General features: G+C 73.8%; 18 protein-coding genes. 5 read left to right on the top strand and 13 right to left on the bottom strand.

The window, feature by feature from the left end:
• Positions 1–112 precede the first annotated feature (112 nt).
• Positions 113–868, top strand: coding sequence for a hypothetical protein (locus tag ACIBEA_RS21940; protein WP_399263334.1), 756 nt, complete (start codon positions 113–115; stop codon positions 866–868).
• A gap of 40 nt (positions 869–908) precedes the next feature.
• Here the strand turns inward: ACIBEA_RS21940 and ACIBEA_RS21935 are convergent, their stop codons facing one another.
• Positions 909–1,580, bottom strand: coding sequence for a DUF4097 family beta strand repeat-containing protein (locus tag ACIBEA_RS21935; RefSeq protein ID WP_399263332.1), 672 nt, complete (start codon positions 1,578–1,580; stop codon positions 909–911).
• A 229-nt stretch (positions 1,581–1,809) separates the two neighbouring features.
• On the opposite strand from ACIBEA_RS21935, the gene ACIBEA_RS21930 reads away from it, so the two are divergent.
• The 4 genes from ACIBEA_RS21930 to ACIBEA_RS21915 all read left to right on the top strand — a co-directional run bounded on the left by ACIBEA_RS21930 (position 1,810) and on the right by ACIBEA_RS21915 (position 5,122).
• Positions 1,810–2,544 (top strand): helix-turn-helix domain-containing protein, encoded by a 735-nt coding sequence (locus tag ACIBEA_RS21930; protein WP_399263330.1) that lies wholly within the window; start codon positions 1,810–1,812, stop codon positions 2,542–2,544.
• Positions 2,545–2,684: 140 nt separating this feature from the next.
• A complete protein-coding gene (locus ACIBEA_RS21925; RefSeq protein WP_399263327.1) occupies positions 2,685–3,836 on the top strand; it encodes an NUDIX domain-containing protein in 1,152 nt (383 codons plus the stop codon).
• Complete coding sequence (locus ACIBEA_RS21920) at positions 3,833–4,333, top strand: hypothetical protein (RefSeq protein ID WP_399263325.1); 501 nt, start codon at positions 3,833–3,835, stop codon at positions 4,331–4,333. Before ACIBEA_RS21925 ends, ACIBEA_RS21920 begins: the two co-directional genes overlap by 4 nt.
• A 60-nt stretch (positions 4,334–4,393) precedes the next feature.
• The gene (locus ACIBEA_RS21915; RefSeq protein WP_399263324.1) at positions 4,394–5,122 is read left to right on the top strand and encodes a VOC family protein; all 729 of its coding nucleotides are present in this window, start codon (positions 4,394–4,396) and stop codon (positions 5,120–5,122) included.
• Positions 5,123–5,225: 103 nt separating this feature from the next.
• On the opposite strand, the gene ACIBEA_RS21910 is transcribed toward ACIBEA_RS21915, so the two are convergent.
• The 12 genes from ACIBEA_RS21910 to ACIBEA_RS21855 all read right to left on the bottom strand — a co-directional run bounded on the left by ACIBEA_RS21910 (position 5,226) and on the right by ACIBEA_RS21855 (position 19,976).
• Positions 5,226–6,620 (bottom strand): ABC1 kinase family protein, encoded by a 1,395-nt coding sequence (locus ACIBEA_RS21910; RefSeq protein ID WP_399263322.1) that lies wholly within the window; start codon positions 6,618–6,620, stop codon positions 5,226–5,228.
• Entirely contained in the window at positions 6,617–8,902 is a 2,286-nt protein-coding gene (locus ACIBEA_RS21905) for an anthranilate synthase component I (RefSeq protein WP_399263320.1), read from the bottom strand. Before ACIBEA_RS21905 ends, ACIBEA_RS21910 begins: the two co-directional genes overlap by 4 nt.
• Before the next feature lie 35 nt (positions 8,903–8,937).
• Positions 8,938–10,389 (bottom strand): 3-carboxy-cis,cis-muconate cycloisomerase, encoded by a 1,452-nt coding sequence (gene pcaB / locus ACIBEA_RS21900; protein ID WP_399263318.1) that lies wholly within the window; start codon positions 10,387–10,389, stop codon positions 8,938–8,940.
• Entirely contained in the window at positions 10,386–12,380 is a 1,995-nt protein-coding gene (locus ACIBEA_RS21895) for an FAD/NAD(P)-binding protein (RefSeq protein WP_399263316.1), read from the bottom strand. Before ACIBEA_RS21895 ends, pcaB begins: the two co-directional genes overlap by 4 nt.
• Positions 12,381–12,415: 35 nt before the next feature.
• Complete coding sequence (locus ACIBEA_RS21890; protein ID WP_399263314.1) at positions 12,416–13,558, bottom strand: acyl-CoA dehydrogenase family protein; 1,143 nt, start codon at positions 13,556–13,558, stop codon at positions 12,416–12,418.
• A complete protein-coding gene (locus ACIBEA_RS21885) occupies positions 13,551–14,051 on the bottom strand; it encodes a PaaI family thioesterase (RefSeq protein WP_399263312.1) in 501 nt (166 codons plus the stop codon). The genes ACIBEA_RS21890 and ACIBEA_RS21885 overlap by 8 nt, the downstream gene beginning before the upstream one ends.
• Positions 14,052–14,138: 87 nt before the next feature.
• A complete protein-coding gene (locus ACIBEA_RS21880) occupies positions 14,139–15,266 on the bottom strand; it encodes a ferritin-like domain-containing protein (RefSeq protein WP_399263311.1) in 1,128 nt (375 codons plus the stop codon).
• Positions 15,263–16,777, bottom strand: a complete 1,515-nt coding sequence (locus tag ACIBEA_RS21875) for a class I adenylate-forming enzyme family protein (protein WP_399263310.1) — start codon at positions 16,775–16,777, stop codon at positions 15,263–15,265. Before ACIBEA_RS21875 ends, ACIBEA_RS21880 begins: the two co-directional genes overlap by 4 nt.
• Before the next feature lies 1 nt (position 16,778).
• Entirely contained in the window at positions 16,779–17,006 is a 228-nt protein-coding gene (locus ACIBEA_RS21870) for an acyl carrier protein (protein WP_399263309.1), read from the bottom strand.
• Complete coding sequence (locus ACIBEA_RS21865) at positions 17,003–18,028, bottom strand: hypothetical protein (protein WP_399263308.1); 1,026 nt, start codon at positions 18,026–18,028, stop codon at positions 17,003–17,005. The genes ACIBEA_RS21870 and ACIBEA_RS21865 overlap by 4 nt, the downstream gene beginning before the upstream one ends.
• Positions 18,025–18,282: an acyl carrier protein gene (locus tag ACIBEA_RS21860; RefSeq protein ID WP_399263307.1), complete on the bottom strand. Its 258-nt coding sequence runs from the start codon at positions 18,280–18,282 to the stop codon at positions 18,025–18,027. Before ACIBEA_RS21860 ends, ACIBEA_RS21865 begins: the two co-directional genes overlap by 4 nt.
• Positions 18,279–19,976, bottom strand: coding sequence for an AMP-binding protein (locus ACIBEA_RS21855; protein WP_399263305.1), 1,698 nt, complete (start codon positions 19,974–19,976; stop codon positions 18,279–18,281). Before ACIBEA_RS21855 ends, ACIBEA_RS21860 begins: the two co-directional genes overlap by 4 nt.
• Positions 19,977–19,978: the final 2 nt, after the last annotated feature.

Below are 19,978 nucleotides of genomic sequence, written 5' to 3'. Positions count from 1 at the left end.
CGAACGCAGTACAAACGGAGTAGCGGGTTCACGGCCTGAGGAAACGTTTGTCGAAGGCCCGCGGGCCTGTTACCTTCGGGCGATTTGATCACTCGGGGTGGAAGGTGTCGAGGTGCGGAACCTCAAGTTCCGGCGCGTGGCCGGATGCGTGTTGCTCGCGTCGCTCGCGTCGTTGACGGCGTGCGGGAGTTCCGCCGAGGACCAGGGGTCGCAGGCGTCCGCCGAGGCGCGACCGCTGTCGGCCGCCGAGCTGCGCACCCGCCTCCTGCCCGCCACCCTGCCCTACGGCTGGACCTCCGTGGCGGATCCCGCGGACGACCGGCCGCAGGGTTCCGCCCCGAACGCTTCGGCGACGGCGTCGCCATCGCCGTCGCCCTGCACCGACCTGATCGACGGGCAGAGCGTCGTGGACGCGAGCACGGGGGCGTCGGCCGCCTCCGCCCGCACCACCTTCAGCGGCGGGCGCTCCGCCGGGGGCGGCGTCATCCCCGGGAGCGAGACGCTCTATTCCTTCGCCGACAACGGCGCGACCCGGGCCATGCTGGACCTGCGCGACCTGGTGAGCCGGTGCCGGAGCGTGGAACTGCCCCACGCGTCGGGGGAGCCCGCGGACAAGGCCGCCTTCGTCGTAGCCGAGGGGCCCCGGATCGGGGACGAGAGCCTCGTCGTCCAGGCGAGGGTGACGGGGGCCAAGGGCGACTCCCAGCGCGGCGACGCGACCGTCGTGCGCGTGGGGAGTTCGCTCGTCGTCATCAGCAGCGTCCTGTCGTCGACCCCGTCCGAGGGCGACACGGTGGCGGGGTTCATGCCCACCGCCGTGGCCCAGTTCACCTCGGAGCACCCGGAGCCGGTCGACGCGGTCTCGTGAACCGGGGCCGACGTGGCGGGCGTCGCGCACGTCCGGGCGCTCAGTTGCTGTGGGCGCTGATGTCGCCGTACGTCGTGCTCGCGTGGATGTTCAGGCCGGCGGCCGCGCCCTCGCTGTTCAGGAGCGCGTTGCGGATCCGCCCGTGGCCGGTCTCCGCGTCCAGGGTGGCCGAGACCCCGCGCGCCGCGCCCACCGAGATCTCCCCCGCCTGCGTCCGCAACGCGACCCGGCCGCCCACGGCTTCGGCGATCCGGATGTCGCCCTTCGCCGTGGTGATCTCCGCGGGACCGCCGAGCCGCCCCAGCGACACGTCGCCGGCCTGCAGCGTCAGCCGCGCACCCGCCGTCTCGTCGAGCTTGACCGTGGCCTGCGCCCCCTCGAAGACGACCTCGCCCAGTCGCCCGACGCCCCGCACCTGCGCGCTGGCCACCTTCGCCTCGACCCGCGAACCGGCGGGCAGTTGCACCGTCACCTCGACCGCACCGGAGCTGCCCAGCACCCGGCTCTTCGCCGGCTCGGCGCCGATCCGCAGGACGCCCTCGGCGTAGCCGACCGTGATCCGCTCCGCGGCCTTCACGTCACGCCCGTTCGACGCGTCCGCGGGCAGGACCTCGACGGTCGTGTCCGCACGGTCCGCGGCGATGAACCGGATCCGACCCGCGGGAACCTCGACGACGGCGGCGACCGGGGCGGGGGTGATGAACTTCTGCATGATGTCTTCCTTCACTCACTCGTTGTTTCCGACATGGGAAAAGCTACGTTGCGTTCATAGATGAGGCAATACACTCGTTGCGCAAGATCCGCATATGCGCAGCTCAGAGCCCCCTTTTCATTGCAATGACCAAGGCTTCAATGCAACACTCACCCTCTGGTGCGTTGCAATGAACCAAGAATGAACGCTATGCTGGCGGCACCCCAGGACGACCACGGAGGAGACCACGATGCCGGGAGGCAGACTCACCCAGCAGGAACGCCAACAGATCGCGCTGGGACTCGCCGACGGGCTCGCCTACGCCGAGATCGCCAGGCGTCTGGACCGCCCGACGTCGACCGTCACCCGCGAGGTCATGCGCAACGGCGGCCCCACCACCTACCGCGCCGACCTCGCCCACCGCGCCACCGAACGCCGCGCGCACCGGCGCGGACAGAGCGCGCCGCGCGACCCGAAGGCGACGCCGCCGGCCCACGGCCGCGACACCGAGGCCGTGCGCGCGTACGAGGAGGTGTTCGCCACCGTCTTCATGCAGTCGGGCCTGCCCACGATGACGGCCCGGGTGCTGGCCGCCCTCTACACCACCGACGTCGGCAGCCTCACCGCCGCCGAACTCGCCGCGCGCCTGGAGGTCAGCCCCGCGTCCATCTCCAAGGCGATCGCGTTCCTCGAGAGCCAGGGCCTCATCCGCCGGGAACGCGACGAGCGCCGCCGCGAGCGCTACATCGTCGACGACGACGTCCTCTACCAGTCCACGATGGCCAGCGCCCGCGCCACCGCCCACCTCGGCGAGATCGCCCGCCAGGGCGTCGGCGTCCTCGGCCCCGGCACCCCGGCCGCCGCCCGCCTGGAGAACATCGCCCGCTTCGTCGACTTCGTCTCCGAAAGCATCGCCCGCGCCGCGGACCAGGCCCGCGCCGTCCTCCACTCGAAACCGGAAACACCCCCGCCCACCGCGCCGTAGCCGGCGCCGCCCGGGCGGCTTCTTTTCGTTCTGACACGTTGTCGAACAATCCACTCCCACCTGCGCCGACACCGGAGTTCTTGTCAGAAGGGTGCTTTCGGGAGTTCCGCTCGGCGACGCTCCACTGGCACAGTCCCCGCATGCGCATCTCGACCACGGCCTCCGTCGCCCTCATCGGAAGCTTCCGGCAGCACTACCCCGAAGTCCGCGCGGCCGCCCGGACCTTCACGGACTCCGGGCTGACCGTGACGAGCCCGCCGATCTGCCGGATCGTCAGCCAGGGACCCGAGTTCGTACGGTTCGAGTCCGACCCGCCCCAGTCCTCGGACCACGACCTCCAGGCGGCGACCCTGGCGAAGATCTTCACCGCGGGCCTGGTGTACGTCGTCAATCCCGGCGGATACGTCGGTCGCACCACCGCGTACGAGTTGGGGCGCGTCCACGAGCGCGGCATGGCCGTCTATTACGCCGAGCCGCCGAAGGACCTGCCCATAGCCGTCCCGGAGGGGACGGTCGTCGACGCGCGCCGCTTGGTGGAGATCATCCGCGGCAGCGGTCGGGGGCCCGCTCCGGTGCGGCGGCCGCGGGTCTCGGCGCAGCCGACGGCCGACCTCGTGATCTTCACGATCCGCTCGGGACAACTACGGGCGCTGCTCGTGCGCCGCGGCACCAAGCCGTACCGCGGGATGCTGGCCCTGCCCGGCGGGTTCGTCCGGGCGGGAGAGTCGCTGGAGGACACGGCCAGGCGCGAGCTCCAGGAGGAGACGGGGCTGAGCAGCTCCGGGATCCGGCTGGAGCAGTTGCACACGTACTCGCGCCCGGACCGCGACCCCCGGGGCCGGGTCATCTCGACCGCCTTCCTCGCGGTCACGCCGGACCCGCCGGAGGTGACCGGCGCGAGCGACGCCAGCGAGGCCGACTGGGTCGAGGTCGAGGAATCCCTGTGGGGCCCTCACAGCAGCCTCGCCTTCGACCACGGCGAGATCCTCCGGTACGGGCTCGAACGCGCCCGTACCCGACTGGAGCACACCACCGTCGCGACCGCCTTCTGCGACGACCTCTTCACCATCACCGATCTGCGCAAGGTCTACGAGGCCGTGTGGGGCTACGAGCTCAACCCGGGGAACTTCCACCGCAAGGTCGTGGAGGAGACCGCGGGTTTCGTGGTCAAGACCAACAAGGTGCGCAGGTCGGGGCTGGGAAAGCCGCCCGTCCTGTTCCGCCGGGGCACGGCGGACCTGCTGTACCCGCCGATGATGCGCGGCCGCCGCGCCACCCTCGTAGTGCCGTGACCACGAAGGACGCCACCATGCTGCCCGTACCCCCCGCCAGCGCCTCCTCCTGGACCTGGGGGGCGTTGATCGCCCTCGTCGCCCTGGTCGTCAGCACCTGGCTCGTCATCGACAACCGCCGCCGCGACCGGGCCGTGCGGTGGCACCAGCCCGACTACGACGCGTCGAGCGGTGCGCTCCTCGTGGTGAACCGGCTGTCGCTCACGACGGCCGTGGAGGGTGTCACGCCCGAGCTGCGCGAGCTGGTCGACGTGGTCAGCAGGCTCAGGATCGCCCAGCAGCACTCCCCGGACCTGCCGTTCGCCGTGATCGTCGCGGAGCTGGAGGCCTACCGGGTGCACGCGCTGCCGGAGCGGCACGCCGACCGGCTGGCCGCGGACGGGCGCCTGCTCGACGACTACCTCGCGCTCGCCCGTGCGCAGGGCGTCCGGCTCGAAGCCGCGCGCTCCGGGATCGCCCGCGTCCAGCGCACGATCGAGGAGCGGACCCGCAATTAGCGGCATTTCGTCCCGATAATCCTTGGCGGGGAGGGCGGGGCGGCGCTTAGGCTCCGCGGAATGACGTCTCAATTGTTTGCGGTGAGTTTCGACGCGGGCCACCCGCTGCGAGTGGCCCGGTTCTGGTCCGGGGTCCTGGGGTGGGAGATGAGCGACGACGCGCGGGACGGCGTCGCGCTGGTGCCCTCGGACGACACCGGCTTCCGGCTCCGCTTCGTGGCGAGCCAGGAGCCGAAGGTCGAGCAGAACCGGGTGCACTTCGATCTGACGAGCGCCTCCGCGCAGGAGCAGCAGGGGACGGTGGACGCGGCGCTGGGACACGGCGGCCGGCACATCGACGTCGGCCAGCTCCCGGAGGAGGGGCACGTGGTGCTCGCCGACCCCGAGGGCAACGAGTTCTGCGTGCTCGCGCCGGGCAACCGCTTCCTCGCCGAATGCGGCTTCCTCGGAGCGCTGGCCTGCGACGGCTCGCAGGAGGTCGGGTACTTCTGGAGCAAGGCGCTGGGGTGGCCGTTGGTCTGGGACCAGGACGAGGAGACCGCCATCCGCTCGCCGCACGGCGGCCCGAAGATCACGTGGGGCGGCCCCCCGGTGGCGCCGAAGGCGGGTCGGGTCCGGGTCCGCTTCGAACTGGCCGTACCGGCGGGCGAAGACCCGGGGTCCGAGGTCGCCCGACTCCTCTCCCTCGGCGCGACCCGGATCGACCCGGCCACGACCGGCGACGAGGACGGCCCCGTCGCCCTGGCCGACCCCGACGGCAACGAATTCTCCGTACGGGCGCCGCGGTAGCCCGTTCCCCGTTCGGCCGTCCCGCCGTCGGGCCCCGCGCACTATCGTGGGCGGGGCCGACGGAAGAGGAAGCGACCATGCCCACTGCCCCCGGGCAGTGACGTCACGCGGGGGCGGGCGCGTCGTGCGGGGTGGCGAAGCCGGGGAGCCAGCGGAGGGCTTCGGCGCGGAAGGGCAGCTCGCACTCCAGCTGGCACAGGACGGCCGTCGCCGCGCCGACGACGCGGTTCACCAGGACGTACGACGGCGGCAGGTTGAAGCGGCGCAGCAGGCTGCCCGGGCCGCGGTCCACGGCCTGGACGACCTCTTCGCGCAGCCACTGGCGGGTGAACCGGTAGGTGTCCTCCCGGGTCGGGGTCGCGATGGGCAGCAGGAACGAGGCGAGCGCGGTGTCGTCGGGCTCGGACCCCGGGCGCATGAACCCCTCCTCGACGAGGAGTTGGTGGGCGGCGCCCCAGTCGCCGAGCTGCGCGAGCCGGTTCAGGGTGCCGAGGGCGGCCGGGAAGCCGTCCGGTAGGTGTTTGACCGCCCCGAAGTCGATGACGCCGAGTCGACCGTCCGCGAGCATCCGGAAGTTCCCCGGGTGGGGGTCGGCGTGCAGGTACCCGGCGCGTTCGGGGCCGGAGAAGAGGAAGCGGGCGTACCGCAACCCGGCCTCGTCGCGCTCCTGCTGCGTTCCGTCGCGGATGACGGCCGACAGCGGGGTGCCCTCCATCCACGCGGTGACCAGGACCCGCTCGCTGAAGGCGATCACCTCGGGGACGAGGACCTCCGCGTCGTCGCGGAAGGCGTCGGCGAAGGCCCGCTGGGCGGCCGCCTCCAGGCGGTAGTCCAGCTCCTCGGTGACCCGTTCGCGCAGTTCGTCGAGCATCGGCTCGACGTCGAGGCCGGGCGTGACGAGGGAGAACAGCTTCATCAGGCGCCCCAGCTGGCGGTAGTCGCCCAGCAGGGCCTCCCCCGCGCCCGGGTACTGGACCTTCACCGCGACCGGGCGGCCGTCCTTCCACACCGCACGGTGCACCTGGCCGATGGAGGCGGCGGCGGCCGGTTCGTCGTCGAAGGAGGTGAACCGCTCGCGCCAGTCGGCGCCCAGTTCGGCGGCGAGCACGGCGTGGATCCGCGGGGCGGGCAGGGCGGGCGCGGCTTCCTGGAGGACCGTGAGGGCGGCCCGGTAGGGGCCGATGACCTCCGGGGGCAGGGCCGCCTCGAACACGGACAGCATCTGCCCGAACTTCATCGCCCCGCCCTTGAGTTCGCCGAGGACCCGGAAGAGCTGCTCGCCGGTGCGGCGCTGGAGTTCGCCGGTGAGCCGCTCGACCGGCTGGCCGAGCAGCCGCTTGCCCATGCGCAGGGCGCTGCGGCCGGCGAAGCCGAGGGGGAGGGAGGCCAGTCGGGCGTTGCGGGTGAGCGGGGAGCGCGGGATGTCCCGCGCCGGGCGGCGCACAGGGACGGCGGCGGAATCGGAAGAGGGCGCGGCGGCGGGGTCGGGGGCGCTCATCGCAGGCTCCCGGCGGGGACGCGGGGCACGGCGGCGCGGGTGAGCCCGGCGACGGCGTTCGCGATCAGGGTGTGACCGGCCCGGCCGTCCGTGGTCATGATCGATTCTGGGTGGAACTGGACGGCTGCGATGGGCAGTTCGCGGTGCTCGATGCCCATCACGATCCCGTCGGCGGTGCGGGCGGTCACGTCGAAGACCTCGGGCAGCGTGCCCTCCTCGGCGTACAGGGAGTGGTAGCGGCCCGCGGGGAAGCGGGCGGGGAGGTTCTTGAACACCGTGCCGCCGCCGTCGAGCACGTCCACGGGCGAGGGTTTGCCGTGGACCGGGCGCGGCAGCACGCCGAGGGCGCCGCCGAAGTGCTCCACCAGGCCTTGGAGGCCGAGGCAGACCCCGAAGAGGGGCAGTTGCCGGGCCAGGGCCTCCTCGATCAGGGCGGACATCCGGAAGTCGGCGGGGCGGCCGGGGCCGGGCGAGAGCACCAGCAGGTCGGGGGCGAGCGCGTCGAGCAGCGCCGGCGGGAAGCCCGCCCGGTAGGTGATGACCTCGGCGCCGGTCTGGCGGACGTAGTCGGCCAGGGTGTGCACGAAGGAGTCCTGGTGGTCGACGAGCAGCACGCGCGGGGGCCGACCACCGCCCACGGCACCGGGGACGGGCCCGGCGCCGGCGCCGGCACCGTTCGGCGTGCGGGGCGCGGGGTTCTCCACCGCGTCGATGAGGGCGAACGCCTTCAGGATCGTCTCGCTCTCCTCCGCCTCCGGATCGGAGTCGAAGAGCAGGGTGGCGCCCGCCCGTACGGTGGCCACCCCGTCGCGGATCTGGATGGTGCGCAGGGTCAGGGCCGTGTCCAGGCCGCCGTCGAAGCCGATGCGGCCGACGGCGCCCCCGTACCAGCGGCGCGGGCTGCGCTCGTGCTCCTCGATGAAGGCGACGGCGGCGCGCTTGGGCGCCCCGGTGACGGTGACGGCCCACATGTGGGTGAGGAACGCGTCGAGGGCGTCCCGGTCGCCGCGCAGCCGTCCGCGCACGTGGTCGACGGTGTGGATGAGGGTGGAGTACAGCTCGATCTGGCGGCGGGCGAGCACCTCCACGCTGCCCGGCTCGCACACGCGGGCCTTGTCGTTGCGGTCCACGTCGGTGCACATGGTGAGCTCGGACTCCTCCTTGCGGGAGTCGAGCAGGGTGCGGATCCGCTCGGCGTCCTCCAGAGGGCCGGCGCCGCGCGCGATGGTGCCGCTGATCGGGCAGGACTCCACCGTGCGGGCGTCCGGGTCGACCCGGACGAACATCTCGGGCGAGGCCCCGACCAGGTGCTCCCCCGCGGCGAGGTTCATCAGCAGGCCGTAGGGGGCGGGGTTGCGGGCGCGGAGCCGGCGGAACACCTCGGAGGGGGCGTCGGCGCTGGGGCGGTGGAAGCTCTGTCCGGGCACGGCCTCGAACATCTCCCCGTCTCGGAAGCGCTGTTGGGCCGTGCGGACCAGCTGCGCGTACTCGCCGGGCGCGTGGTCGCGGTAGGCGGCGGGTTCGGCCGGGGGGCCGTAGGCGGCGGCGGGCGTGGCGCGGTCGAGACCGACGGTGGAGCGGCCCGCGTACGCGAACTCGTAGCTGTGCCGCACGGCGGTGCCGCGCGTGCGGTCGATCTCCAGGATGGTGTCCGGCAGGTGCAGGACGACCGTGCGGTCCCGCGGGTCCCGGTCCTGGTGGAGCGGTACGGGGTCGAAGCCGAGGACCAGGTCGTAGCCGAAGGCCCCGTACAGGCCCCACACCTGGTCCTGCGGGCTGGCGAGAGCGGCGACGGCGGCGCGCAGGACGGTGAGGACGGAGCGGCGGCGGGTGCGGTCCTCCTCCCGGCCGACGGGACCGGGCTCCGCGCCGACGGCGACGGCGAAGGCGCCGTCCGCGCTGTACGTGCCGTCCGCGGCGTCGTGGAGCGCGCCGTGCGGGCGCAGGGCGTCGGCCAGGGCGGGCAGCAGGACGCGCCCGCGGGCGTTGAGGGCCCGTACGTGGAGCCGGTCGCCGACGGCGGTCAGTTCCACCGGCGGGTCGACGTGGCCCAGGTCGTACGGCCGGTAGCGGCCGGGCTGCTCGGAGCGGCCCGACATGAGCAGGCCGCGCCGCGTGTCGAGGGCTTCCTCCAGGCGGGCCAACTCCGCCTCGGCCCCGGCCGGGTCCAGGGGTTCGGAGAGCCGCGTGACCTGCACTCCGGCCGGAGTGGTCCAGTGCAGGGTGGTCGCCGCCGGCCCCGGACCCGGGATGCCTGCGGTACGTGCCGTGCTTGCCGTCATCGTGTGGTCGTCCTTCTGCATGGTCGGGGGGGCGGTCAGCCCGGGCGTCGGGTGCGCGCGTGGCGGGCCAGGACCCGGTCCACGAGGGTCGCGGCCGCCCCGGTGTAGTGCGCGGGTTCGCACAGCGCGCGCAGCGCGGGGGCGTCGAGGCGGCCGGCGAGCTCCGGCGCCGCGGCGAGTACGTCGGCCAGGTGTCGGCCGCTCTCGGCGGCGCGCGCGGAGGCCGCCGAGACCAGGCTCCGCGCACCGGCGCGCCCCAGCTCCGGCGAGAGCAGGGCGGCGAGCCGCTCGGAGACCACCAGGCCGCCGGTGAGTTCCAGGTTCGCCCGCATCCGCGCGGGATGGACGACGAGGCCCGCGGCCAGTTCGGCGGCGGTGGCGGCGGCGCCGCCGGTCAGTCGCAGGGCCGTGCGCAGCGTCTCCCACTCGGCGTGCCAGGCTCCGGCGGGCCGTTCGTCGTCGGTGACGGCGGCCTGGGCGAGGGTGGCCACCAGAGCGGGCAGTTGGTAGGCGGCGGACCGGATCAGCGCGGCCAGGGCCGGGTTGCGCTTGTGCGGCATGGCGGAGGAGGCACCGCGTCCCTCGGCGGCCGCCTCGGTGACCTCGGCGGTCTCCGTGCGCGAGAGCAGTTGGACGTCGGCGGCGAGCGTGCCGAGCCCGCTCGCGGTCAGGGACAGCGCGGCGGCCAGGTCGGCGAGCGGGGTGCGCACCGTGTGCCAGGGCACCAGCGGTTCGGCCAGGCCGAGTTCGGCGGCGACGGCCGCGGTCAGCCGCGGCGCGTAGTCGTCCGGCTCCCGCACCCCGGCCCCGCCCACGCCGTCGCCGTCGCCGAGGCGCGCGTACTCCAGGTAGCCGGCCATGGTCCCCGCCGCGCCGCCCAGTTGGACGGGCAGGCCCTGCTCCCGGACCCGGCGCAGCCGTTCCTCGGCGTCCAGTACGGCCTGGAGCCAGCCGGCCGCTTTGAGCCCGAAGGTGGTGGGCACCGCGTGCTGGCCCAGGGTGCGCGCGGCCATCGGGGTGTCCCGGTGGGCGCGGGCCAGCGCGGCCAGCGCGGCGGCCGTACGGTCCAGGTCCGCCAGGATCAGGTCCGCGGTGCGGGCCGCGACCAGCATCAGCGCGGTGTCGAGGACGTCCTGGCTGGTGGATCCCTGGTGGACGTACTGCGCCGCCCCGGGGTCCTGGCGGGCCACCGCTTCGGTGAGCATCCGCACCAGCGCCACCACCGGGTTGGCGCTCGCCCGGGCGCGCACCGCGACCTCGCGCAGGTCGTAGAGCTCCGCGCGCGCGGCGGCCGTGACGGCCCGGGCGGCGCGGGCGGGCACCACGCCGAGCCGGGCCTGGGCCCGGGCCAGCGCGGCCTCCGCGTCGAGCATCGCCTGGAGGACGGCGGGGTCGCCCGTCGCGGCCTCGGCGGCGGTGCCCGCCCGTACGGGCGACAGCAGGCCGGTGTCCGGTGCCGGTTCCCCCACCGGCCGCGGCGCGCTCACGGGCGCTCCCGCGGCACGGCTCCGGCGGGTACGGGCTCGGGTACGGCTGCCGGCACGGCGAGGTCGAGCAGCGCCAGCGCGATCGCGTCGGAGTCCCCGAGGGTCACCGAGTTCACGCCGGGCCGGATGCCCGCCGCCGTCACCCAGTGCACGGCCTCGGTCGGCACCCCGTAGGCGAAGCGGCGCGGGTGCGCCCGGCCCGCGGCGTCGACCAGCCGGTAGGGGCGGGCGGTGACCGCCACGCCACCGGTGCGGTGGGAGCCGTGGTCGAGGTCGCGGATCTCGTGGGGGCGGCAGGCTCCGGTGGCGGCCAGGTGCCGCAGCAGCGGGTCGGCGGTGCGCCGCAGGTCGGGTTCGGGCAGCCGGGCCTCGATCAGGGTGGTGACCTCGGTGCGCGAGCCGGGGACCTCGGGCGAGGCGACGACGAAGGCGCCGGCCCGCTCGTCCGCTTCCACCCGCATGCCCGGTCCGAGGACCGTGAGCACCCCGGCCTCGACGAGGGCGATCATCTCCTCGATGCGGCGCGGCGGCGGACCGATGGACAGGAAGGCGTTGAGCGGGGTGTACCAGCCGTCCAGGTCCTCGCGGTGGGAGCGGCCGGTGAGCCCGCCGTGGTCCACGACCAGCCGGATCTCGTTGCGCAGGTCGCGCAGGACGTCCAGCGCCGCCTTCAGCGGACCGTCGACGTTCCCCTCCTCGGAGGCGACGAGGTCCCGGCGCAGGACCTCCAGCAGCCGCGCCCGGAAGTCCTCGGCGCCGCGGAAGGGCCGGTCGCCGTAGGGGCGGGCGATCCGCTCCCAGTCCCAGCGGTCCTCGGGGCCGATGCCGAAGCGGGCGAAGACCTCGCTCTCCTCGGCGGACCCCCAGGGCGTCGCCAGGGCGTCCTCCTCGAACCGGCGGGCCTGCTCGGGGGTCGCCCGGCGGGCCAGCAGCGCCGTGTGGAAGACGGTCTCGACCTCCTTGGCGATCAGCGGCCACAGGTCACGGACGAAGTCGAGGCCCTCGACGTCGGCGACGGCACGCAGCTGCGCCAGCCGGTCCGGGGTCAGCAGCCGGGAGTGGTGGCGCCCGTGCGCGCCCTTCTGGTTGCGGCCGCGCGAGTGGTACGGGACTCCGCGCCGGGAGGCGGCGTACAGGCGGGGTTCGCGGCCCGAGGGACGGTAGACCAGGGTCCCGTCATGGCGCTCGAAGGTGCCGCCGCGGCCGAGGGTGAACAGGGCCATGTGGTCGAAGAAGTTGAGGCCGAGCCCGCGCAGGGCGACGGCCTCGCCCGGAGCGACGGCGGACAGCTCGGTGTCCGCGGGGTTGGCCGGCGGGACGTGGCGCAGGCCGTGCGTACGGGCGAACTCCGCGAGCCGCCGCTCGTCGGCGTCGGGGAGCAGCGGCAGGTGGCCCTGGGCCATGACCACGGCGTCGAGGTCGGCGATGCGGGTGCCGTTGGCGAGCGTGACGCACTGGCGTCCGTCCGCCTGGTCGTGGAGGCGGACCGCGCGCAGGGGGTGGACGTGGACGGTGAGCCGCGGGGGTGCGGTGCGCACCACACGGCGGAAGACCCACTCCAGGTAGTGCCCGTAGAAGGCGCGCGTCGGGTACGAGTCCGGGGTGAGGTCCCTGGCTTCGGCCAACACCTGGTCGTCGTAGGCGGTCCCGTCGTAGGCGGCCCCGTCGTGCACGGCCCCGTCGTGGGCGGTTCCGTCGACCAGGCCGCGGGCCCAGGCGTACAGGCTGGGCCCCGGGGCGGGGGCGCCGGCCATCTCGACGCTCGGGTCGGTGAACAGGGTGACCTGGGAGGCGACCGTGTTCATCAGCAGGTGGTGCGACTGCCGGGTGCGCCAGACGCTGCCCGCGCCCGGCCGGGCCGGGTCCACGAGGTGCACGGTGACGGTGGTCCCGGCGGCCCGCTCGCGCGCGTCGGCGCAGAGCCGCTCCACCACCGAGAGCCCACGGGGACCGGCGCCTATGACGCAGACCTCCAGCTGTCTGTCACTCACGTACGTTCTCCGTTCGGGGGAAGAGGGCCACGGCACTACACGCCGAGGTCGCGGCCGATGAGTTCCTTCATGACCTCGTTGGTGCCGCCGTAGATCGCGTGCACCCGGTTGTCCACGAAGGCCCTGGCCACGGGGGTCTCGCGCATGAAGCCGTAGCCGCCGTGCAGTTGCACGCAGCGGTCCAGCACGCGGCGCTGGACGTCGGTGGCCCACCACTTGGCCTTCGCGGCGGCGACCGCGTCGAGGCGGCCCGCGTTGTGCTCGGCGATCGCCCGGTCCACGTAGGTGCGGGCCACGTCCAACTCTGTGGCCATTTCGGCGAGTTCGAAGCGGATGTGCTGGAAGGAGCCGATGGCCCGGCCGAACTGGCTGCGGGACTTGCAGTGGGCGAGCGTCTGCGCGAAGGCGGTCTCGGCGGCGGCCACGGCGTAGGCGGCGATGCCGAGGCGTTCTTGGGGCAGGTTGTTCGCCAGGTACAGGAAGGCGCGTCCGGCCCGGCCCAGCAGGTTCGCGACCGGCACCCGCACCTCGTCGAAGAACAGCTCGGCCGTGTCCTGCGCGGCCATGCCGATCTTCTCCAGCTTGCGGCCGCGCTCGAAGCCGGGCATGCCGCGCTCGACGACCAGCAGGCTCAGTCCCCGCGAGCCGCTGCCCGGCTCGGTCCGGGCCACCACGACCACCAGGTCCGCGTGGATGCCGTTGGTGATGAAGGTCTTCGCGCCGCTCAGCACGTAGTGGTCGCCGTCGCGGCGGGCGCTGGTGCGGATGGCCTGCAGGTCGCTGCCGGCCTCGGGTTCGGTCATGGCGATGGCCGTGATCAGCTCGCCCGAGCAGAAACCGGGCAGCCAGCGGCGCTTCTGTTCCTCGGTGGCGAGGTCCAGCAGGTACGGGGCGACGACGTCGTTGTGGAGGGCGAAGCCGACGCCGGTGGCGCCGACCCGCATGATCTCCTCGCTGATGATCGCCTGGTAGCGGAAGTCGCGCACGCCCCCGCCGCCGTACTCCTCGGGCACGTCGATGCCGAGCAGGCCGTGCTTGCCGGCGGCGCGCCACACCTGCCGGTCGACCAGCCCGGCCCGCTCCCAGTCGGCGTGGAAGGGGGCGATCTCCCGGTCCACGAACTCGCGCACCATGTCCCGGAAGTCGAGGTGTTCCTGCTCCAACTCGCTCTCACGCACGGTGGCTCCCGGCCCGGTGGATGATCTGCTCGACCGTCCCGGTACAGGCGGGCCGCCCGTCCTGGTGGAAGCGCACCTCGGCGACCGCGCGCCGGGTCGAGCAGCTGGTCAGTACGGCTTCCACGGTCACCGGACCCGGCAACAGCGGCGCGTGGTAGACGACGGACAGCCCGGCGGTCAGGAAGCCCGACCCGTCGGGGATCGCCGACAGCATCACCAGGCCCGCGAAGTGGTCGACGAGGCAGGCGATCCAGCCGCCGAAGACGACCCCGGGGGTCAGCGTCAGCCGCGCGTCGAACTCCGTCTCGCAGGTGACCAGGCCGGGCAGCCAGGAGGTGGCCGGCGGCAGGGCGAGGGTGTGCGCGGCGGGCGGGTCGGGCACGGTCCCGTCGGCCAGCCCGGTCAGGGTCCGCCGCCCGCTGGTGTCGGCGTCGGGGGCGGCGAGGCCGCGCATGCGACCGGGCCGGACGGGGGGCAGGGTGGCTTCGAGCATGTCGGTCTCTCCGCTGGTCCGGGGGCGGGACGGGGGCGTGGTCCCGCGCGGGGCGGGACGGGGCGGGGGCGGGCGTGCGGAGCCCGGTCAGGAGGCGGCGGGTGCGCCGTCCGCCGCGAGGGAGCCGAGGTCGACGACGGAGGCGATGTCGCGGCGGCGGAAGTCCATCTCGCTCCGCGTCAGCTCGTCCACGGCCGCCTTGTCGTCCAGCTCGCGCAGCGCGGCCTCGTCCACGGAGTGGAAGCCGAGGACGCCCATCTTCTGGAGCGCCTCCTGCACCCGCGGGCCGAACATGCCGATCTCCTTGAGGCCCGGCACGATCCGCATGAAGACCAGGCGGCGGAACTCCCGCTTGGCGGGCGAGCGGCGCGAGGCCTTGATGGCCTCCTCGCCGTAGCCGAGGGTGTTCCAGATGTCGTCGTCGACGTACCGGTCGCGCAGCGCCCAGCAGCCCTCGACGACGAAGTCCTCGCGCTCCTTCAGCTCCGTCTCGCTGAGCTGCGGGTAGTACTCGCGCAGCAGCAGCCGGCCGAAGGCGACGTGGCGGGCCTCGTCGCGGGCGACGTAGGCGCTGAACGCGCGGGCCAGCGGGTCCTTGAGGCGCTCGCGGTGCACGCCGAAGGTGGCCAGGCCCATGTTCTCCACCAGGATGTGGGCCGCGAGCACGCCGAAGTCCCAGCGCGGTTCGCGCATCGCGTGCTCGAACATCGCGGCGATGGACGGGGAGAGCCCGTACCGCAGGCCGATCTTGGTGTGCAGGAAGCGGTTGAAGCCCTCGACGTGCCGGGCCTCGTCCATCAGCTGGGTGGCCGCGTACAGCTTGGAGTCCAGGTCGTTGACGGTGAGGAGGATCTTGCCCACCGCGATCAGGGCGGCCTGCTCCGAGTGCAGGAACTGCGAGTACAGCCAGCCGCTGCTGTGCTTGCGCACGAGCGTCCGCTCGCTCTCGGGCATGCGGTCCCACAGCTTGGACCCCGAGATGGAGATGAAGTCGTCCGGGAGGCCGAGCGGGTCGTCGGGGTCCACCTCGTGGTCCCAGTCGAGGCGGTCGTCCATGTCCCACTGGCGCTGCTTGCCCTGCTGGTAGAGCCGGACCATCTTGTCGTTGCGCCGGTCGTAGTCCCACTGGATGACGGCGTTGCCCTGCACCGGGACGGCCCATTCGCCGGCCAGCGCCGTCAGGATCTCCGGGCGCGTGTAGTCGGTGGTGGTCACGGGGTGTTCTCGCTTTCGATGACGAGCCGGTGGGCCAGCTCCCGCAGTCGGGGCCGCAGTGCCTTTCCGGCGGGGTTGCGCGGGACGGTCTCCAGCGGCAGGAAGTGGCCGGGCCGCTTGTAGGCGGCCAGTGACTCGATGCACAGCCCGAGCAGTTCGGCCGCGTCGAAGGACTCGGGGGTCCGGGGCTGGACGAACGCGACGGGGATCTGGCCCCACACCGGGGAGTGCACCGGTACGACGACGACGTCGGCGACGTTCGGCGACTGCCGCAGGACGTGTTCGATCTCGGCCGGGTAGACGTTCTGGCCGCCGCGCAGGATCAGGTCGTTGCGGCGGTCGACGATCCAGACCAGGCCGTCCGCGTCGACGCACCCCATGTCGTGGGTGTTCAGCCAACCGTCGCGCAGCACCTCGGCCGTGGCCTCGGGGCGCTTCCAGTACCCCTGCATCAGGCCGCCGCCGGCCACCTGGACCTCGCCGAGTTCGCCCGGTTCCGTGTCCCGGCCGTCGGCGTCGGTGATGCGCAGCGCGGTGCCGAGCATGGGGCGTCCGACGCAGACCGCGCCGGGGAGCGGGGGTGCGCCGATCTCGGTGTGCGGGGCGAGCGAGACGACCGGTCCGCCGCCCTCCGTGATGCCGAAGACGGTCTGGAGCTCGACGCCGAGCCGCTCGCGCGCCTCGGCGGCCAGCTCGGCGGGCATCGGGGCCGCGCCGTGCAGGAGCAGCCGCAGCGCACCGAGGTCGGTGGTGGGCAGGGCCCGCGCGTCGAGGGTGAGGCGGACCATGGACGGTACGAGGAAGGCGTGTTCGACCTGCCAGCGCTCCAGGGCGGCGAGGCAGCCCTGCGGGGTGAAGCGGTCCAGGACGCAGACCGTACCGCCTGCCGCGAGGTGGTCGAGCGCGATCACCACGCTGCCGTGGAAGAGCGGACCGGCGTTGAGGAAGACGGTGCCGGGCCGCGGCCCCACCTCGGCCAGCCACGACAGCGCGTTCAGTTGGAGGGAGCGCTGGTCGACGACGACGCCCTTGGCGGTGCCGGTCGTGGCGGAGGTGTGCAGGATCATCACCGGGTCGGCGAGGCCGGCGCCCTCGTGGGGCGTCGGCCGCGGCCCGGCGTCCGGGAGGTCGCCGACGGCGGTGATGTCCGTCAGCGGCAGCACGGGGTACAGGGCGGCGAGCCGGGCGAGGCCCTCGGTGTCGGCGATCGCGGCGGCCGGTTCCACGGAGGCGACGATCGCGTCGACCTCGCGGTCGGTGAGGGCCGGGTTGACGGGTACGGCCACCAGCGCGGCGGACGCGCAGGCCAGGTAGGTCTCGATGACCTCGACCCGGTTGCCGCTGAGGACCAGGACGCGGCTGCCGCGCGGGACGTCCCGGCGCAGCCGGTCGGCCAGCGCCTCGACGTCGCGGTGCAGGCGGCGCCAGCTGACGTCACGGGCGGCGTCGCGCAGGGCGAGGGCGTCGGGGGTGCGGTCCAGTCCGCGGCGCACCACGTGGTTGAGCCACATCTCAGGCCGCCCCGTTCCCCACCAGTTGCGCGACGGCCTGGATGGAGGTCAGCTCCAGCAGTTCCTCGTCCTGGAGCGGCCGGCCGAGGTGGTCCTCGATGGTCAGGGCGAGCCGGATGAGTTCGCCGGAGTTGACCCCCGCGCCGGCGAGCGGGGCCCCGTCGGTGATCCGGTCGAGCAGGGCCGGGTGGTCCAGGCTCTGCCGTACGAGGGTGCGTGCCAGGCTCATGCGTTCCTCCGGGGGCGGGCGCTGACGCCGACCATCGCCCAGTAGGGGGCGGGTTCGCCGTCGAAGTAGACGAGGGGTTCGGCGCTGTCCGTGCGGCACGGCAGCAGTCGGTTGAAGCGGCTGCCGAAGCAGGCGGCGGCGAACTCCGGGGACTCGGCGACCCCGCGCTCGTCGCCGACGGTGGCGACGAAGGCGAAGACCGGGTCGAGGGACTTGTGCACCCCGTCCTCGACGACGTCGCACCAGGCGTGGTCGCTGCCGAAGAGGCCGAGGAGGTAGCCGCGCCGCGCGGTGGCCCGCAGGCCGGCCGCGCGCAGCCGGTCGGCCAGCAGGCGGGAGGCGACCACGCAGTCGGCGATGCCCATCTCCCAGGCCCGGTGGTGGTCGGCGCGCAGCGCCTCCGGCACCGTCTGGTAGGTGACCCGGCGGGAGGCGAGGCCCTCGACGACCTCGTTCCACGCCGCGTGGATGCGCGGGTCGCGCACGCTCCGGTCGGCGCCGGTCAGGCGGACGGTGGCCGTGTAGCCGCCGACGCGCAGCGGGTCCTCGAAGGGGTGCTCGGAGAGGAGTTCCACCCCGGGCGCCGAGAGGTCCGGCACCCGTACGCTCACCTCGGGCAGCCGGCCGGCGGGGGCCGGCGCGCCCGCGTCCTCGCCGCCCGCGGTGCGGGCGGGGTGGACGCCGATCTCCCATTCCCGGGGCGCGTACCAGCTGTCGCGGGACGAGGCGGCGAACCGCATGAGGAAGCGCAGTCCGAGCTCCGGCACGGTCTGTCCGGTCCCGCAGAACATGCCGACGTTCATCAGGTCGTCGTAGTCGAACAGGGGGCCGCGCGCGGAGTCCTCGACGTGCGGCAGTCCCTCGGCGGCCAGGCGGGCCACCTGCTCGGGGGCGGCGCGCAGGGCCTGCGCCGCGGTGCGGGCGTCGGTGTCGTAGCGTCCGAGGTCCCGGGGCACGGCGGTGAAGCGGCCGAGGGCGCCGAGCAGTGCCTCGGGCGCAGCGCTCTCCACGGTCGTCGTCATGCGGAGCTGCCCTCCGGGATCAAGGAGGCGACGAAGGCGGCCAGTTCGCCGACGGTCGCCGTCTCGAAGAGGAAGTCGTCGGGGATGACGACGTCGTACTCGTCCTCGATGTCGGTGATCGCGCGCAGCGCCTTGACGGACTCGATGCCGGGCACGGCCGTGAGCGGCTTGTCCGTGTCGATCGTGGTCGTGGGGACGTTGGCCTGGTGGGCCAGGGCGCGTACGACGGTGTCCAGGGTCTTCTCGGCGCTCACTGGGCGGGTCCTTCCGGTGCGGTGGTCAGGGTGGCGGTCGGGGTCGCGATCGGGGTCGCGGTCTGCTGGCGGTAGAGGTCGGCCGCGCCGGAGCGCTTGACCTTGCCGGAGCTGGTGAAGGGCAGGCTCTGCGGGGAGACGGCGAGGGTCTCCACGGCGCCCAGGCCCAGGTGTTCCAGGAGGCGTGCGCGGATGGCCTCGCCGACGGCGGCGGCGCTCTCCCCGTCGAGCCGGGACTCCCAGATGACGACCATGCGTTCCTCGCCCTCGACGTCCCAGGCGAAGGCGGCGCAGTGCCTGCGGTCGACCCCGGGGGTGGCTTTGACGATCTCTTCGACGTCCTCGGCGTAATAGTTCTGGCCCCGGACGACGGCCATCGCCTTCATCCGGCCGATGACGTACAGCTCGCGCTCGTGCAGGAAGCCGATGTCGCCGGTACGGAGCAACCCGTCGGCGGTGAAGGGCTGCTGCGCGGCGGGCAGGCCGAGGTACCCGGCGGTGACGGGCGCTCCGCCGATCTGCACCTCGCCCACGGTGCCCTCGGCCAGCGAGGCGCCCTCGGCGTCACCGATGCGGACCTCGATGCCGGCGACGGCGGGACCGCAGGAGACGACGGAGCGCACGGTGGGTCCGGCCTCGGCGCTCTCGGTGATCCGGTCGCCGACGGACAGGCTGGCGCGGTCCACCAGCAGGCTGCGGTAGTCCGTGCGCGGGACGCCGCTGCTGACGATGAGGGTGGCCTCGGCGAGGCCGTAGTTCGGCTGGACGACCTGCGGGCGCAGCCCGTAGGGGGCGAAGGTCCGCTGGAAGGCCTCCAGGCTGCTCAGCCTGACCGGTTCGGAGCCGTTGCCGCCGTAGCGCCAGGCGGAGAGGTCCAGGTCGTCGGGGATGCCCTTGGCGGCGGCCGCGACGAGGTAGTCGTAGAAGAAGTTGGGCGCGGGCAGGATCGTGGAGCGGGACGCCGCGAACTCGCCGAGCCACTGCATGGGGCGGCGCACGAAGTCGCCGGGCTGCCACAGCGAGGTCCTGGTGCCGTGGCGCAGCGAGGCGAGCATGGTGAACAGGCCCATGTCGTGGAAGAGCGGCAGCCACTGGCCGAGCGCGTCCTCGGGTCCCCAGCGGGTGCCGTCCCCGATGGCGTCGAGTCCGGCCTCGACGTTGGCGTGGGTGATCACGACGCCCTTGGGCGCCGAGGTGCTGCCCGAGGTGTACTGGATGACGGCCGCGGCGTCGCCGCCGCCGCTCACCGGCGGGAGGTCCACGGCGTCCCGGGGCGGTTCGGCGATGTCGATGACCGGCAGGTGCGGTACGGCGGCCGCGACGCGGGAGACGATCCGGCTGCCGAGGCTCCCGTCGACGAGCAGGGCGTCGAGGGAGGCGTCGGCCGCGATCCGCTGGATGTGCGCGGCGTAGGCGTCGGCCCCGCCGAAGGCGACCGGCAGCGCGAGCGGCACGGCCGCGGCGTCGAGCCGGAACAGGGCCAGCAGGCCGCGCACCCAGGGCTCCCCATTGGCCATGAGCAGTCCGGCGCGCAGCGGCCGACGGCCGTCGCAGGCGGCCAGGATGCCGCCCGCGGTGCGCTCCGCGCGGGCGAACAGGGCGGGGCCGCTGACGGGCTCCTCCTGGCGGGAGGGGGTGTGGAGCATCGTCGCGTCGTGGACGGACGCGGAGAGCAGGTTCCAGAGCTGGACCATCG

Origin of the sequence: Streptomyces sp. NPDC051555 (genome assembly GCF_044454405.1) — a bacterium.
Lineage (GTDB): Bacteria > Actinomycetota > Actinomycetes > Streptomycetales > Streptomycetaceae > Streptomyces.
This window is presented reverse-complemented; position numbering and strand designations above follow the sequence as displayed.